The organism is bacterium (genome assembly GCA_035295165.1).
In the GTDB taxonomy this organism is placed as follows: Bacteria; Sysuimicrobiota; Sysuimicrobiia; order Sysuimicrobiales; family Segetimicrobiaceae; genus JAJPIA01.
Window position 1 is genome coordinate 1 of sequence record DATGJN010000069.1, and the last position, 15,194, is coordinate 15,194.

14 protein-coding genes are annotated in these 15,194 nt (G+C 68.8%); 12 read left to right on the forward strand and 2 right to left on the reverse strand.

Annotation, left to right across the window (positions count from 1 at the left end):
* Nucleotides 1–858 precede the first annotated feature (858 nt).
* Complete coding sequence (locus VKZ50_10990) at nucleotides 859–1,095, forward strand: hypothetical protein (protein ID HLJ60246.1); 237 nt, start codon at nucleotides 859–861, stop codon at nucleotides 1,093–1,095.
* A 376-nt stretch (nucleotides 1,096–1,471) separates the two neighbouring features.
* Here VKZ50_10990 and VKZ50_10995 read toward each other — a convergent pair whose 3' ends face one another.
* Entirely contained in the window at nucleotides 1,472–3,226 is a 1,755-nt protein-coding gene (locus VKZ50_10995; GenBank protein HLJ60247.1) for a molybdopterin-guanine dinucleotide biosynthesis protein MobB, read from the reverse strand.
* Nucleotides 3,227–3,679: 453 nt separating this feature from the next.
* On the opposite strand from VKZ50_10995, the gene fdnG reads away from it, so the two are divergent.
* Genes fdnG through nrfD form a run of 4 tightly spaced genes read left to right on the forward strand, consistent with a single transcriptional unit; the run spans nucleotide 3,680 to nucleotide 9,341 of the window.
* Nucleotides 3,680–6,751, forward strand: a complete 3,072-nt coding sequence (gene fdnG / locus VKZ50_11000; protein HLJ60248.1) for a formate dehydrogenase-N subunit alpha — start codon at nucleotides 3,680–3,682, stop codon at nucleotides 6,749–6,751.
* A complete protein-coding gene (gene fdhE, locus VKZ50_11005) occupies nucleotides 6,751–7,641 on the forward strand; it encodes a formate dehydrogenase accessory protein FdhE (protein ID HLJ60249.1) in 891 nt (296 codons plus the stop codon). The genes fdnG and fdhE overlap by 1 nt, the downstream gene beginning before the upstream one ends.
* Before the next feature lie 3 nt (nucleotides 7,642–7,644).
* Complete coding sequence (locus VKZ50_11010) at nucleotides 7,645–8,478, forward strand: 4Fe-4S dicluster domain-containing protein (GenBank protein ID HLJ60250.1); 834 nt, start codon at nucleotides 7,645–7,647, stop codon at nucleotides 8,476–8,478.
* Nucleotides 8,478–9,341 (forward strand): NrfD/PsrC family molybdoenzyme membrane anchor subunit, encoded by an 864-nt coding sequence (nrfD, locus tag VKZ50_11015; GenBank protein HLJ60251.1) that lies wholly within the window; start codon nucleotides 8,478–8,480, stop codon nucleotides 9,339–9,341. Before VKZ50_11010 ends, nrfD begins: the two co-directional genes overlap by 1 nt.
* On the opposite strand, the gene VKZ50_11020 is transcribed toward nrfD, so the two are convergent.
* A complete protein-coding gene (locus VKZ50_11020; protein HLJ60252.1) occupies nucleotides 9,338–9,751 on the reverse strand; it encodes an OsmC family protein in 414 nt (137 codons plus the stop codon). The two genes, nrfD and VKZ50_11020, sit on opposite strands and share 4 nt — an antisense overlap.
* A 153-nt stretch (nucleotides 9,752–9,904) precedes the next feature.
* Between VKZ50_11020 and VKZ50_11025 the strand changes: the two genes are divergently transcribed.
* The 7 genes from VKZ50_11025 to VKZ50_11055 all read left to right on the forward strand — a co-directional run bounded on the left by VKZ50_11025 (nucleotide 9,905) and on the right by VKZ50_11055 (nucleotide 15,186).
* Nucleotides 9,905–10,387: an adenosine-specific kinase gene (locus tag VKZ50_11025; GenBank protein ID HLJ60253.1), complete on the forward strand. Its 483-nt coding sequence runs from the start codon at nucleotides 9,905–9,907 to the stop codon at nucleotides 10,385–10,387.
* A 28-nt stretch (nucleotides 10,388–10,415) separates the two neighbouring features.
* On the forward strand, nucleotides 10,416–11,126 hold the full coding sequence (gene rpiA / locus VKZ50_11030) for a ribose-5-phosphate isomerase RpiA (GenBank protein HLJ60254.1): 711 nt from the start codon (nucleotides 10,416–10,418) through the stop codon (nucleotides 11,124–11,126).
* Nucleotides 11,123–11,410 (forward strand): DUF5652 family protein, encoded by a 288-nt coding sequence (locus VKZ50_11035; protein HLJ60255.1) that lies wholly within the window; start codon nucleotides 11,123–11,125, stop codon nucleotides 11,408–11,410. Before rpiA ends, VKZ50_11035 begins: the two co-directional genes overlap by 4 nt.
* Nucleotides 11,411–11,542: 132 nt before the next feature.
* A complete protein-coding gene (locus VKZ50_11040; protein HLJ60256.1) occupies nucleotides 11,543–11,971 on the forward strand; it encodes a Fur family transcriptional regulator in 429 nt (142 codons plus the stop codon).
* 218 nt (nucleotides 11,972–12,189) lie between these two features.
* Entirely contained in the window at nucleotides 12,190–12,468 is a 279-nt protein-coding gene (locus VKZ50_11045) for a metal-sensitive transcriptional regulator (GenBank protein ID HLJ60257.1), read from the forward strand.
* Nucleotides 12,469–12,475: 7 nt separating this feature from the next.
* Nucleotides 12,476–14,881, forward strand: a complete 2,406-nt coding sequence (locus tag VKZ50_11050) for a heavy metal translocating P-type ATPase (GenBank protein ID HLJ60258.1) — start codon at nucleotides 12,476–12,478, stop codon at nucleotides 14,879–14,881.
* Nucleotides 14,882–14,964: 83 nt separating this feature from the next.
* A complete protein-coding gene (locus tag VKZ50_11055) occupies nucleotides 14,965–15,186 on the forward strand; it encodes a heavy-metal-associated domain-containing protein (protein HLJ60259.1) in 222 nt (73 codons plus the stop codon).
* The last annotated feature ends 8 nt before the right edge of the window (nucleotides 15,187–15,194 follow it).

Sequence of the window (15,194 nt, forward strand, 5' to 3'; positions counted from 1 at the left end):
CCCAGCCCAGGACCAGCCGGCCCGGCCCAGCCCTGAGACCCCCGGCCCGGCCCAGCCCTGTCGCCGCCTCCGCAGACCAGGACCGAGCCGAGCAGGAGTGTACCCTGGAGTGCCACGTCCAGCCCGGTTGTCAAGTACCCCGTCAACGCACCGCTGGGGTCCCTCCGTGGGCTCGCGGCAATGCGTCCTTCTATTCGCGCCGGGCCGTCTGCGGCCTGGTGGCGCGGCGCCCGCCGGGTCGGGTCCCTCCGCGCACTACTGGGGCCGCCTGTACCGGGGCGGCCGTGGCTGTCAGTGGTCTGGGGGTCGGCCGGGAGCCTCTGCGGGTGACGTTCGGGATAGGGTGGCCCAACCGACCACTCGGCCACCGTGGAGGATCCGTCGCGACCCGGGCGCCAGACGCGCCAACGCCGTCCGGGCCGGGAGGCAACGGTAAGTTTGTGTCAACTTTGGGGCAATCGGATCGGGCCCATGCCGGATACCCGTGCGAAACCGTAATGAGTAGGATCAGAGCAACACCAAGGGGGTGTACGATGACCCAACGGAAGAGTCGGATCCTCGAAGCGCCCGCAGCGTCGAGCCATCGGATCGTCGCGCTGGTGGAGAGGCGAGATCTGAGCCCCCAAGGCGCCGCGCGCCGCCAACGATTTGACGACTCTCTGGGGCTGGTTCGCGCACTGCAGCTGACTTCTGCCGAGGTAGAGTACGTCAGACGACTGGCGCGCAAGACTCACCGGTTGCCGCATGAATGCGTCCGTGACTTGGCAAACGAGTCGGCCAGCGACGCCAGGCTGTTTACCCTGATCGCAGCCGGAACAGGGCGCCCAGCATAGCGACGCATCCGGGAGGGAGCAGACGATGTGCACGCGCGAGTACCATCTTGGACCCTATCAAGTCATCGAACACATCGAACGCGACGTTGCCCCGTATCGATGGCGCGTGATCGCCTACGACGCGGCGAGAGTATTGGTTGACACGCAGTGGGTCGCTCCGACGATTGAGGAAGCGCAGAAACAACTCGCTTGTGCTGTCAACTACACGAAGTACGTTCTCACTGGCGACACAATGGCACTCGCCGACGGATTGGGATCATGACCGTCGTGATGTGGTCACAGCCAGCCGCCCATCTGAATGTGCTGGAGGTTCAGGGACGGCGCCCCGAAGCAGCGGAGCAACACAAACGGAGGGTAGGGCTTGCCGCGCCGATTGACACGACGCATCGCGGCAGGTTCTCATGCGCGATCTTCCTCGGTCAAGCTGATCGAACCTACACGCGCGTCTGGTCCGGTCTAGAGGGCTCTCGCCCCACACGATAGCGGAAGGGATCCCCACACGGGAGACCCGCCCCGGCACCCCGCGCCACCAACCCCAGGATGGCCCGGCGCGAGCAGAGGGGTCCGCATTCCTGCGAGCTTATTCAAGGAGAGGCCCCGTTGGTGCACCTCCAGAGCCGGCGGCGCAGGCGCCCTGGCTACGTGACAGCGAGGCGGTCGCACACGATGTCCGCCACCCGCGCGATCTCCGCCTCCAGCCGTCCGGCGTCCAGTTCGGCGACCGCGGGCACCGATGCCCAAACCTCGGCGAATGCGGCGCCCGGCTTCGGTGGGCCCACCTGGATGACCGGGCGGTCGGGATGATGGAATCCCTCCATCAAGATGCAGTCGGGCGCCGTTCCCCAGGCCGCTTGCGCGGCCGCGGCCGCGAGTCGAGCGAGTCGGTCGGGTTCGGCCATCCCGGCCGCGATCCTGAGCGCTGTTTCGTCGGGCCCCGCGATGACGGTGATGAGGGCCCCGGCGTCACGGAACCGCGCGCTGTCGCTGTCCTGGCGGTCGATCGCGAAGCCATGGGCGGCGTGCTTGACGGCAACGGCCTTGACTCCCCGAGCGGTGAGGCGACGGAGGACGCCGCTGAGCACGGTCGTCTTACCGCTTCCCGACGCGCCGATGACGCCGATGAGGGCCGGCGGCGGCGCCACGCGGGGGACGACTAAGCGGTTGCGATTCTCTGCGCGGTCGAGTAGCAGCACTGGAACGCGCGACGCTGCGGGCAGGGGAGGTGTGTCGGGCGCGATCAGGGCGAGCGCGTTCGCGTCAAGGAGCGACGCGTAGGTGCCCGGTTCCTCGCCGTGCAGCAGCTCGACCTCGGGGTCCTCGCCATCGGGCTCGCGCAGCCGTGCCCACAGCGCGCGCTGACGATCCGTCGCGCGCAGGAACGGCTTGACGAGCGCGGCCATGCGGAGTGGCCGCACGGTGTGGCGCCGTCCTTGAAGCTGTAGGAGCATCGGTCGGGCGAGCAGATGGAAGGCGGCCAAGCAGGCGACCGGCGTGCCCGAGAGGCCGATTGCCCATTGGTCGTCCAGGCGTGCCGCGAAAAATGGCCCGCCCGGTTTGAGTTCGACCCGACCCACGATTCGGCGCGCGCCCAAATCGAGCCAGGTCCGGTGGACCGCGTCGTGCTGACCGACAGAGACCCCGCCGGTCGAGATCACGACGTCATACTCGTTGATCAGCGCAGCAAACGACGCCCGCAGCGCCGCGGGCTCGTCCGGCACGATGCCCCGGTATTCGACCACGCACCCCAGGGTTTCGAGCGCGCCGCAGAGGGCGACCGAGTTGCTGTTGAACACCCGGCCAGGCGGAAGCGGCCCCGTGTCGCCTCTGAGTTCCACAAGCTCGGTGCCGGTCGCGACGATCCCGGCGCGCAGCCGCCGCCGCACGCCGACCTCGCGTACGCCCGCCGCCGCGAGGGCCGCGGCGGCCTCCGCGGTGATGACATTGCCGGCGGTCACCAACTGGGTGCCGGCGCGGATATCCTCGCCGGGCTCCGCGATGTTTCGCCGGACCGCCACCGGGCGATCGATCTGAACGAAATCGCGGTCCGGTCGGACTACTTCAAGGGGTACGACCCGGTCGCCGCGCGCCGGCATGGGCCCGCCGGTCGTGATCGTCCAGGCTTCGCCTCGCGCGGGCCCGGCTCCGGGAAGACCACCCATCGCGGCCGCGCCGGTGATGCGAAGCCGGACAGGGTGTTCCAGTGAGGCCGCTCGCAGATCCGCCTCATGGCACACATAGCCGTCCATGGCCGCGCGTCGGAAGTGCGGTACCGGGGAGGGGGCCACGACGTCTTCGGACGCCACGCGGCCACACGCGTTCCACACCGCGACACGTTCGACGGACAGCGGAGACACGTGCGCCAGCAGCAGATCAAGGGCTTCGGTCAGTTGCATACATGAGACTCCTCGAACGAAAACCTCTCGGACCCGCGCCCGTGCGAGAAGTACGTTCCACAACCGCCCCCCCAAGGGCCTCCATGAGATCCCGTGCGTTGGTGGCCGCTGCGCTTCGCGTGAAACGACGGTGCGGCACTCACGCGTCACGGCGAAGCAGGACTTTTCGGTCACCCCGCGAACACCCGCGATATTGTTGGGGTCGCCGGCTCTCGCGAACGCGCCACCCGCGAACCGACGTGCCCAGGAACCGGCTCCGGGGGTGGTGCAGATGCATCACGGGACCCTGAGCGCCAGACCGACACCGGGGCACGAGGCTCCGTTGCCGGCCTGCCAGCCCTCTGCCCCAAACCCGCTTCACACCGTGCTAGGCTGCGCCCGGATTCGTCAACGGTTCGACCGCCACCCCAGTTGCCGTGTCACGTCAAACCATGTTGTGGAGGTGCCGACGCCATGGGCACGCTGACGCGCCGCGACTTCATCAAACTTACGGCCGCAGGGACCGGGAGCGTTGCGCTTTCGGCGCTCGGGTTCGACCTCGCGCACGCGCAGGCGGTGAAGCAGGAGCTCCGCATCGCCGGCGCGGCGGAGATGCACTCGGTGTGTCCCTACTGCGCCGTCGGTTGCGCACTGATTGCGTACACGCGCACGGCTCCGGACGGGACCGCGCAGTTGCTCCAGATCGAGGGAAATCCGGACAGCCCCATCACGGAGGGCCGGCTCTGTCCCAAAGGCGCGACCGCGATGCAGCTCGCGACGTCAGTCCGCCGGGTGGATCAGCCGCTCTACCGGGCCTCAGGCGCCACCGCGTGGCAGAAGGTCACCTGGGACTTCGTGCTGGACCGGGTCGCCGGGCACATCAAGGAGTCTCGCGACCGAACGTTCGTGACCGAGGACGCGAAGGGGAACGTCGTCAACCGGTGCGATGGCATCGCCTTTGCCGGGGGCGCGACGTTCAGCAACGAAGAGGGGTACCTCGCGACCAAGCTCATGCGGGGGCTGGGGGTCGTCTTTATAGAACAGCAGGCCCGTGTTTGACACGGGCCCACGGTGGTCAGTTTGGCCGCCACGTTCGGAAGAGGGGCAATGACAAATCACTGGAGGGACATCAAGAACGCAGATCTGATCCTCATCAACGGCGCCAATCCCGCGGAAGCCCACCCCGTCGGCTTCCAGTGGTTCATGCGCGCGAAGCTCGATCCAACGAAGGGGCCGGGGGCAGGCGGCGGGGCGAAGCTCATCCACACCGATCCGCGGTTTACGCGCACGTCGGCGGTTTCCGACATGCACCTCCGGATCCGAACCGGGACCGACGTCGCCTACTTCGGCGGTCTCATTAACTACATCGTTCAAAATAGCCGCTATCACGCCGACTACGTCGTACACTACACGAACGCGTCGTTCATCGTGAAAGACGGCTACAGCTTCCAGGATGGGCTCTTCTCCGGCTACCAGCCCGGCACGCGGTCGTACGATCGCGCCACCTGGAGCTATGACACCGACGCGAAGGGGTTCGCCAAACGGGACCTGACCCTGCAGGACCCCCGGTGCGTATTCCAGCTGCTCAAGCAGCACTACGCCCGTTACACGCCCGAAGTGGTGTCGTCGATTACGGGAATCCCCCAGGCCGACTTCCTTCGGGTCGCCGAGATGGTGGCGGAGATGGGCCGGCCCGACAAGGTCATGACGATCGTGTACGCGGTCGGCCTGACGCACCACACGACCGGGACGCAGCTCATCCGGTCGGGCGCGCTGTTGCAGCTGCTCCTCGGCAACATCGGCCGACCGGGCGGGGGGATGAATGCCGAGCGGGGTCACGCGAACATCCAGGGCAACACCGACAACGCGATCTCCTGGGACATCCTGCCGGGGTACCTTGCGGTGCCGATGCCGGGCGAGAAGACCGTGGACGATTACGTGAAGGTGGCCGCGGCGAAGAAGCTCGATCCAAACTCGTGGAACTTCTTCGGGACCAACTACCGGAAGTTCATGGTGAGTTTGCTCAAGATGTGGTACCGCGACGCCGCGACGAAGGACAACGACTTCGCGTTCAGCTATCTTCCGAAGCCGGGCGGGAACGCGTCGTGGATGTCGATCTACGATCAGGCGCTCCGCGGCAAGATGGAGGGCGTGATTCTGTCCGGGATGACGGCGACCAGCATCGGGCCCGACACCGCGCAGGTTCTCGAGGCGCTGTCCAAGCTCAAGTGGCTGGTCGTGATGGATCCGTTTCCGACGACCAGCTCCGAGTTCTGGCACGGGCCCGGCATGGATCCGAGCAAGATTCAGACCGAGGTCTTCATGCTGCCCTGCACCCACTGGATCGAGAAGGACGGGTCGTTCACCAACAGCGGCCGGTGGGTCCAGTGGAAGGACCAAGTCCTTCCGCCGCAGGGGCAGGCGCGGCACGATCATTGGGTGCTGGCCGACCTCTTCCAGCGGGTCAAGAAGCTCTACCAGCAACACGGAGGGGCGTTCCCCGACCCGATTCAGCACCTGACGACGACCTACAAGGATCCCGTACGGCCCGAACTGGACGAGTTGGCGCAGGAGATGAACGGGAGAGACTTGGTCACCGGCAAGCGCCTTGCGACGTTTGCGGCGCTCAAGGACGACGGCACCACCGTGTCCGGCAACTGGATCTACGCTGGGATGTACCCCGAGTCGGGCAATCTCACGAAGCGCCGCGACGGGGTGCGCAATCCCGCGAAGAACGACCCGACGGGAATGGGGTACTACCCGAACTGGGCCTGGAGCTGGCCGCTCAACCGCCGCGTGCTCTACAATCGGGCGTCCGCCGATCGTGCGGGCAAGCCCTGGGACCCGAACCGGCCGGGCATTCAGTGGAACGGGACCAAGTGGGTGGGAGACGTGCCGGACTATCCGCCGGCGATGAACCCCGCGGACCCGAAAGCGTGGCTGCCGTTCATCATGAACGGCGAGGGCGTGGGGCGGCTCTTTAGCAACGCCTTACTGGACGGCCCGTTCCCGGAGCACTACGAGCCCGTCGAATCTCCGGTGGACAACCCGCTCCATGCGGCGACGTCGGCGTCGCCTGTTGCGTTTCTGTATGACAAGGCAGCCGGCCGCCCGGACCGGTTCGGGACCGCCGCGGAGTACCCTTACGTGGCCACGACGTACCGGCTGACCGAGCACGAGCACTATGTGACGCAGCAGGTGCCTCATCTCGTGCAGTTGCAGCCCGAGGCGTTTGTCGAGATCCCGGAGGGGCTGGCGACCGAAAAGGCGATCAAGAACGGCGACATGGTCCGCATCTCGTCCAAACGCGGGAAGGTGGAAGCGAGGGCGGTCGTCACCAAGCGCCTCGGGGCGCTCCAAGTCGCGGGCAAACAGATCTGGCAGATCGGGATTCCCATCCATTGGGGCTTCGTTGGCATTTCGGCAGAGCTGTATCCGGACAAGTCACAGCACTGGCTCGCGAATGCCCTGACGCCGTTCGTCGGCGACGCCAATGCGAGGACGCCGGAGTTCAAGGCGTTCCTCGTCAACCTGGAGAGGATGTGATGGGCGGTGCCGTGGAGGTCGAGGCACCGTGGGCGGTCCGCAGGAGCCGGACCGATGCACTGCGGGCGCGCTACCCGTTCGCGGGCGAGATCCTGACCCTCTACGCCGCGCTTCTGGACGTGCAGGAGCCCGCCTACGCGCGGGCGCTGGCCGCCCGTCCGTCGAGTCCGGCGTCCTACGCGGTCGAACACGTTCTTCCGGCCGTCGTCGGGGTCACCATGGCGCACGGCCCGGCGCACCTCGCCCGGGCGCTCCGGGATCGGTCCCCTTGGCCCGGCGCGGTGCGGGCGGTGGAGGCGTGGCTCGCGGGCGCCGACCAATCTCCGATTGACCGGTATCTTGCCCGGGCCGCCGCGGGCCCCGTCCTCGAGGCGCTGACCCAATCCGGGCGCGCGTACCGGGGCGCGGGAGCGCCCGGCGACGGCCCCAGGGACGAGCGTCACTGTCCGAGCTGCGGCGGGCTGCCGCAGGTCAGCTACCTCGCGCCTCCCGGGGACGATCTCGTGGGCGCGAGGCGGTACCTGGTGTGCGGACGGTGCGCGACGGCGTGGCCGTACCCGCGTGCGACCTGCGCGGCCTGCGGCGAGCGGGACGGCGCCCGGCTCCCGGTGTACGCGGAGGAGGGTACCGCGGAGGTAGAGACATCCGGCGGCGTCGTGCGCGGTCTCGCACGTCGTCCCGAGCCCGTCCCGGCGGGCGGCAGCGCACCGAGGTTTCCGCACGTCCGGGTGGAGGCATGCGAGACCTGCGCCCGGTATCTGCTCGCGATCGACCTCGCGCGCGATCCCCGGGCCGTCCCCGTCGTGGACGAGATGGCGGCGGTGCCGCTCGATTTGTACGCGCAAGAACGCGGCCTCTCCAAGATCGTGCCAAACCTGATGGGGGTATGAGCGATGGCTGAGCCCGTCGGATTCTTCACGGACACCAGCATCTGCATCGGGTGCAAGGCCTGCGAGTCGGCGTGCAAGGAGTGGAACCGGCTGCCCGGCAACCCGCCGAAGTTCTTGGACAGCTTCGACAACACCGGATCGCTCGACGCCCAGAACTGGCGCCACGTGCAGTTCTACGATCGCGTCCCCGACGAGACGGTCGTGGCCGGCAACGGTCACGCGTGGCTGATGATGTCGGACGTCTGCAAGCACTGCAAGCAGGCGAGCTGCCTGGAGGTCTGCCCGACGGGCGCGATCATCCGCACTGAGTTCGATACGGTATTCATCCAGCAGGACATCTGCAACGGGTGCCGGTACTGCATCGCGGCGTGCCCGTTCGGTGTCATCGGGTTCAACGAGAACACCGGGACCGTGCACAAGTGCACGTTCTGCTACGATCGGCTGCAGGCCGGGATGACGCCGGCCTGCGCTCAGGCTTGTCCGACGCAGTCGATTCAGTTCGGCCCGTTGTCCGAGATGCAGAAGCGCGCCGACGCCCGGCTGGCGACGCTCCATGCTCAGGGTGAGACGAACGCGCAGCTCTACGGACGTGACGACGCCGTGTACGGAGGGCTCAACGCGTTCTTCCTCTTGATGGACAAGCCCGAGACCTACGGGCTCCCAAACGCGAACAATGCGACGTTACCCCGTCGGAACAACCGCGGCGGGTACCTGGGCTCGCTCGCTGCGGCCGCGCTCGGCGTGGTCGCGGCCGTCGTCGCGTTCCGGGACCGTCGCATGAACGAGCTCGGCGGGCGCCGGAACGGCGGCGCGGACACGCAAGGGAGGAACGCGTGATGGCGGAGCACTTCGTCCAGCCGCCGCAGTGGGAGTGGTACATTCTCGGGTACTTCTTCCTCGCCGGGTTGACGGGGAGCCTGTACGCGCTGGCGACGATGCTGCGCTTGTGGGGCGGCCCGGAGGACGAGGCAACGGCACGCGCCGGATTCCTGATCGCGTTCCCGGTCGCTATCGTGTGCCCGGTGCTGCTCACGCTCGATCTCGGCACGCCGCTGCGCTTCTGGCACATGCTCATCGCCACCACGCCGGGGCAGGGCGGCCTCATGTTCAAGTATTGGTCGCCGATGTCGGTCGGGTCGTGGGCGCTTCTGGTGTACGGCGTGTTCACCTTCGTGTCGTTCGTGGCGGAACTCGGCGCCGCCGGTTGGGGGCGATCCCCGGCGGGGCGCGTGTTCAGCGGGGTCGGCGCCGCACTGGGGCTGTTCGTGGCATCCTATACCGGCGTGTTGCTCAGCGTCTCCAACCAGCCCGTGTGGAGCGACACCTGGGCGCTCGGCGGGTTGTTCCTCGCGTCGGGGTTGACGGCGGCCGCGGCGCTCCTCGCCGTGTGCGCGCCACGGCCGCGTGGGAATGCGGCCACCGACGGCCGGTTGGGGCGCGTCGATGTCTACTTCGCCTTGCTGGAACTCATGTGGATCGTCCTGTTTTTCCTCGGACTCAACGGAGCCGGTACGCTGTCCCGCTTGATGGGGACGCCCTGGCTCGTGCTCTGGCTGCTGGTGGCGCTGGGGATTGCCGTGCCGCTGGTCGGTGGGACGGGGGCGCGCCGCGCGGCATTCGTGAGCATGCTGGCCGCCGCGGTCGTGCTGGCGGGGACGCTAGCCCTCCGCGCGGTCGTGATCTTCGGCGCCCAGGTCTAGGCCGCGCCGGCGATTCGCCACGTGTAGGTGAGCACCGCCGCCTTGCGGAGCATCGCGGATACGGAACAATACCGGTTCTGACTGAGCTCGACGGCGCGTTGGACCTGTTCGGCCCTCAGCCCTGCGCCCGTGAATACGTACTCGAGGGCGATCCGGGTAAACACGCGCGGGTGTTCCTCCGCCCGTTCGCCGGATACGCGGATCTCCAGTCCCTCGAGCGGGGCGCGCATCTTCTCGAGGACCGACACGACGTCCATGCCGGTGCAGCCGCCGAGCGCCACGAGGACGGCTTCCATCGGCGACGGACCGCCGCCGCCGTGTTCGTGCGTCGCATCCAACGCGATCGTGCCGCCCGACCCGGCTGTGGCGGCGAAGGCCAGCGCGCTCGTCCAGCGAACGGTTGCGTCCATGCCATGCCTCCCGGCGGGATGCGCGTGCCGCGATCCACATCCTTTCGCGGAATTCGACGAGCGCGCGCGGCCGCCCTTCGGGGGACCCAGGAATGGGCTCCCGCGCGGGTGAAGCAAAGAGATCGAGGCGGACACGCGGGGAGGGAGGCGCGCATGCAGATCCACGTCGTACCGGTCGAGAACCCCGACGGCCTCAACGTTATTCTTGGTCAGTCACATTTCATCAAGACGGTCGAGGATCTGCACGAAGCGTTGGTCGGAACGGTGCCGGGGATTCGGTTTGGTGCCGCGTTTTGCGAAGCGAGCGGTCCGCGGCTCATCCGGACCACCGGGACCGATCCCGCGCTCGTCGACCTCGCCACACGCAACATCCAGGCGATCGGGTGCGGCCACGCCTTCCTGGTTGTGCTCGGGAACGCGTACCCGGTCAACGTGCTCGACGCCGTGCGCCGGGTTCCGGAGGTCTGCCGGATCTACTGCGCGACCGCCAACCCGCTGGAGGTGATCGTCGCGGAAACCGAACAGGGACGCGGCGTGCTCGGCGTCGTCGACGGCGCGCCTCCGCTTGGCGTCGAGGGACCGGACGACGTGGCCGCGCGCCACGGATTGCTCCGGAAGATCGGCTACAAACTGTGAGTTGGTGAACGGCGGGGGAGCGACGGGAGTGACGACGGCGGCGACCGATCCCCGCGATCGCTTCAAGGAAGCGGCGGCGCTCCGGGCGGTCTCGGACGAGGTGCGCGACGGTATGGTCGTCGGGCTCGGCACCGGATCCACGGTCGCGTTCGTCCTCCGTGAACTCGGGCGGCTGGTCCAGGAGCGGGGATGGCGGCTGCGGGGCGTGCCGACGTCGGAGCGCACTGCGACCGAGGCCCGGCGTCTGGGGATCGCGCTCACGACGCTCGACGACACTCCCGACATCGTGCTGGACGGCGCGGATCAGGTCGACCCCGCGCTCCACCTCGTGAAGGGCGGGGGCGGCGCCCACGTCCGTGAGAAGGTGGTGGCGCTCTCCGCGCGCCGCGTCGCGATCGTGGCCGATTTCACGAAGTCGGTCGAGCGCCTGCGCGGACCGATCCCACTGGAGGTCCTGCCGTTCGCCCTGCCGTGGGTACTGCGCGCGCTCCCAAACCGGATCCCGGGCTGCGTTCCAGCGGTCCGCCTGCGGGATGGGCAGCCGGCGCGGTCCGACAACGGGAACCTGCTGGTGGATCTTGCCTGCGGCCCACTCGACGATCCCGGCGCGGTCGCCGCCGCACTCGACGGCGTATCCGGCGTCGTTGACCACGGACTGTTCATCGGTGTGGCCGACGTCGTCTACCTGGCTGGCCCCGAGGGACTGAGACGCATGGAGGCCGTGCGCCGGACCCCATGACGCCGCTCGGCGGGCCGTGGCCCGCGCTGCTCCATCCACTCAACCAGCGTCTCCTGGCGCTTCCGCCTGGTCTGCTCGTACTGTTTGTCGTGTGGACCCTGATCTGGAAAGGCATCGCGCTGTGGCGTTCCGCGCGCGCAGGACAGCCGGCGTGGTTCGTGGTGCTGCTGATCGTCAACACAGTCGGTGTTCTGGAGATCGTCTACCTCGTCTTGTTTGCACCCCGGCGGCCGCCCGACCCGCAGCACGGGGCCCGGGAGGGCGGGGGCGCGCCCGTCGCGTGATTCTGCGCCGCCCGCGGAGGTTCGACGTCGGATCTTCGTCGGGAATCGTTAAGAAATCGTCGAAAGATCGTCACCATTCCGCAATATTCGGGTTGCCTACACACCTGTTCGATGCTACCATGGGTTGCACCGATGGGACGGTTCTTGGCAGATCAAGCCGCCGCGGAGTTCCGGGCCCGGGGGCTCAAGGTTACGGCGCAACGAATGGCGGTGTTCGGCGCGCTCGAACGGGCGGTCGGGCATCCGACGGCCGAGGAACTGCACGGGGACGTGCGCGAAGCCGTACCCGGCTTCGCGCTCAAGACGGTCTACGCGATTCTGCGCGAACTCTCCACGCTCGGGTTTGTCGAAACCCTTCCGCTTCCCTCCGGCGCGATGCGCTGGGAAACCAACACCACGCCGCACGCCCATTTTGTGTGCAACGGCTGCGGCCGCATCATTGACCTGCCGATCGATCCGATGACGTTGCTCTCCCTCGCGCAGCGCACGAGCCGGCGCCTCCGGATGTTGCGGCCCCACCTGCTCGTGCGCGGGCGCTGCGACCGGTGCTCCCGGTCCTGACCGCCGCGTCCCGCCCGCTGCTCAGCTCGCGTCCGTCATCGCAACAGGAGATTCCCACGGCACGCCGCCCTGGGGCATGCCCAGGGGCCTACCGGTGCGCCCGGTTCCTCGGGCGGATGTCGCCGAGGCAGTTGACCCGTTGACTCCCGATGTGTACGCTGGAGCTATCCCCCCCCACGGGGGGAGGGAGGTGGATCGTGCCGAGGACAACGCTGGCCGTGGGCACGCGCGAGAAGGACGCCATCCTCGCGCGGCTGCGCACCGTCGAAGGGCATCTGCGCGGCATCGCCAGGATGGTGGAAAACGATGCGTACTGCGTCGATGTGATCAAGCAGACTAAGGCCGTGCAACGTGCGCTCGACAAGGCGAACGCGCTGCTGCTCGAACGACACCTGAACCACTGTGTTAGCGCGGCGATCCGCTCCAACGATCCGCGTGAGCGGGAACGCGTGATTGCTGAGCTGCTCGTCGTGTTCGAGAACGGCCGTCAAGGGTAGCCTGGTCATGGGGCAGGAGACGTTGGAGCTGCCGATCGAGGGGATGACTTGCGCCTCGTGCGTGCGGCGCGTCGAGCGGTCGCTCGCGAGGGTGGCGGGTGTCGAACGGGCCACGGTCAACCTCCTGACCGACTCTGCCCGCGTGGTGTTCGACCCGGCGCTCGCGACCGACGCCCAACTGCGCGGTGCGGTCGAGCGCGCGGGGTACCATGTCGGCGTGGGAGGCCGCCCGCCCGGGACGGCCGCGTCGTCGCCGGTCGAGGCCACGGTCCCCGATGACGCGCGCGACGCGGCGCAGCGACGCCAACTCGACGACCTCCGGGCCAAGTGGGTGACGAGCTTGGGGGTCGGCGCAGCCATGATGCTGGTGACGTACCTGCCGCTCCCGGTGTCGCCGGACGTGCTGGCGCCGTTCCTGCTGATCGGTGCGACGGTCGTGCAGGTGTGGGCGGGCGGCACATTCTACGCCGCGGCGTGGACCGCCGCAAAGCACGGGGCCGCCACCATGGACACGCTCGTCGCGATCGGCACGAGCGTGGCGTACGGCTACAGCGCGTTCCTCACGCTCTGGCCCGGGCCCGCGCGCGCCTGGGGCCTCCCGCCGGACCTGTACTACGAATCCGCGGTCCTGATCATCGCGCTCGTCTTGCTCGGACGCTGGCTGGAGACGCGCGCCCGGCGACGGGCCGGCGCGGCGATCGCGGCGCTGGCCCGCCTGCGCCCGCGGACTGCACGCGTGGTGCGGGGCGCGGACGACGTGGACGTCCCGGTGGAGGCCGTTCGGGTGGGCGACCTGGTGCGCGTGCGTCCGGGGGAGACCGTGCCCGTGGACGGCGTCGTGACCGAAGGCGCGTCAGCGGTCGACGAGAGTATGTTGACCGGGGAGAGCCTGCCGGTCGCCAAGGGGCCGGGCGATGTCGTCATCGGCGCGACGCTCAATAGGGTCGGCGCGTTCGTGTTCCGTGCGACGCACGTGGGCCGCGATACGACGCTCGCGCAGATCGTCCGCCTGGTGGAGGCGGCCCAGGAATCGAAGGCCCCGGTACAGCGGCTCGCGGACACGGTCGCGGGTTACTTCGTACCGGCGGTGCTCGCGATCGCGGCGCTGACGTGCCTCGCGTGGCTCGCGTTCGGGCCCGAGCCCCGGTTGACCCACGCGCTGACCACGGCGGTAGCGGTGCTGATCGTCGCCTGCCCGTGCGCCCTGGGACTGGCGACGCCGACGGCGATCATGGTGGGCACGGGCAGGGCCGCGGAGTACGGCATCCTGATCCGAGGCGGCGAAGCGCTCGAGCAGGCCCGGTGGATCACTCGCGTTGTCCTTGACAAGACCGGCACGCTCACGCGCGGCGTGCTGCGGGTCACGCGTGTGATCCCCCGCGCCGGCACGACGGAGGCGGACCTGCTCCGCCTGGCGGCGGGAGCGGAGATCGGATCCGAGCATCCGATCGGGGAAGCCATCGTCGGGGCGGCGCATGCACGCGGACTCTCGCTGCCGCACGCTGAGGAGTTCCGCGCCATGCCCGGCCGCGGGGTGGAAGCCCGTGTGGACGGGCGCGCGGTGCTGGTCGGGAACCGCGCGTGGATGGGCGAACGCGGGGTCGCGTTCGATGCGCCCGGGACTGCGGCCGGTGAGGCGATGTCGCCCGCGGCCGGCACCACCGCGGTGGACGTCGCCGTGGACGGCCGCGCCAGCGGTACGATCGAGGCTGCGGATACGCTGAAGCCCGAGGCGGCCGAGGCCGTCGCTCAGCTGCGCGCGCTCGGGCTGGATGTGTGGATGCTGACCGGTGACGCCCCAGCTGTCGCACTCGCGATCGCTCGGGAGGCCGACATCGCTCCCGACCGCGTGCTTGCCGGGGTGCGCCCCGATCAGAAGGCCGAAGCGGTCCAGCGCCTGCGGTCGACCGGCGTCGTGGCCATGGTGGGCGATGGCATCAACGATGCGCCGGCCCTTGCGCAGGCCGATCTCGGGATCGCGATCGGCACAGGGACCGACGTCGCGATGGCGGCGTCGGACATCACGCTGGTCGGGGGGGATCTGCGGGGGATCGTGACCGCGATCGCGTTGTCCCGCAAAACCGACGCCGCGGTGGTTCAGGGACTCGTGTGGGCGTTCGCGTACAACATGCTGCTGATTCCGGTCGCGGCCGGGGTGCTGTACCCGGTCGCCCATGTGCTACTGAGCCCGGTGCTTGCCGCCGCGGCGATGGCGATGAGCAGCGTGAGCGTGGTGACGAACGCGCTCCGTCTCCGCCGGTTCCGGCCCGCCGCTGACGTGTCGACGCTCTTGCACCCGCCGCTTCGTGAGCGCTTCGGCGAGTACGCGTACTTGGCGGGGATCGCGGCGGCGGCGCTCGCCGTGGGCGCCGCCGCGTTTGCGCTCGGGGGGCGCGGCGGCCTGGGCAGATAGCGGTGTTCCCGGCCCTCCGACGCGGAGGCGCCACGGGGCCGCGACAGACCACTGACGGATATCGTCGCGAAGGAGGAACGAGAATGGCCGTTGTCGTGCTGACGGTGCCGGATGTGTCCTGCGAACATTGCGAACAGACGGTGAAGTCCGTGCTGGGGCCGCTTCCCGGCGTGCACGATGTCACGGTGGACCTCGCCGCCAAGCAGGTGCGTGTCGTCTACGACGAGGGTACGGCCACCGTGGACCGGATGAAGGAAGTTCTCGGCGCCGAGGAGTATCCCGTCGCGTCGAGCGTCCGGATCTAACGCGAGGA

Coding starts and splice junctions, on each gene's coding strand:
- VKZ50_10990 (HLJ60246.1), top strand. CDS start 859: ATGTGCACGCGCGAGTACCATCTTGGACCCTATCAAGTCATCGAACAC.
- VKZ50_11055 (HLJ60259.1), top strand. CDS start 14,965: ATGGCCGTTGTCGTGCTGACGGTGCCGGATGTGTCCTGCGAACATTGC.
- VKZ50_11010 (HLJ60250.1), top strand. CDS start 7,645: ATGGCTGAGCCCGTCGGATTCTTCACGGACACCAGCATCTGCATCGGG.
- VKZ50_11050 (HLJ60258.1), top strand. CDS start 12,476: ATGGGGCAGGAGACGTTGGAGCTGCCGATCGAGGGGATGACTTGCGCC.
- VKZ50_10995 (HLJ60247.1), bottom strand. CDS start 3,226: ATGCAACTGACCGAAGCCCTTGATCTGCTGCTGGCGCACGTGTCTCCG.
- VKZ50_11025 (HLJ60253.1), top strand. CDS start 9,905: ATGCAGATCCACGTCGTACCGGTCGAGAACCCCGACGGCCTCAACGTT.
- fdhE (HLJ60249.1), top strand. CDS start 6,751: ATGGGCGGTGCCGTGGAGGTCGAGGCACCGTGGGCGGTCCGCAGGAGC.
- VKZ50_11035 (HLJ60255.1), top strand. CDS start 11,123: ATGACGCCGCTCGGCGGGCCGTGGCCCGCGCTGCTCCATCCACTCAAC.
- VKZ50_11040 (HLJ60256.1), top strand. CDS start 11,543: ATGGGACGGTTCTTGGCAGATCAAGCCGCCGCGGAGTTCCGGGCCCGG.
- VKZ50_11020 (HLJ60252.1), bottom strand. CDS start 9,751: ATGGACGCAACCGTTCGCTGGACGAGCGCGCTGGCCTTCGCCGCCACA.
- nrfD (HLJ60251.1), top strand. CDS start 8,478: ATGGCGGAGCACTTCGTCCAGCCGCCGCAGTGGGAGTGGTACATTCTC.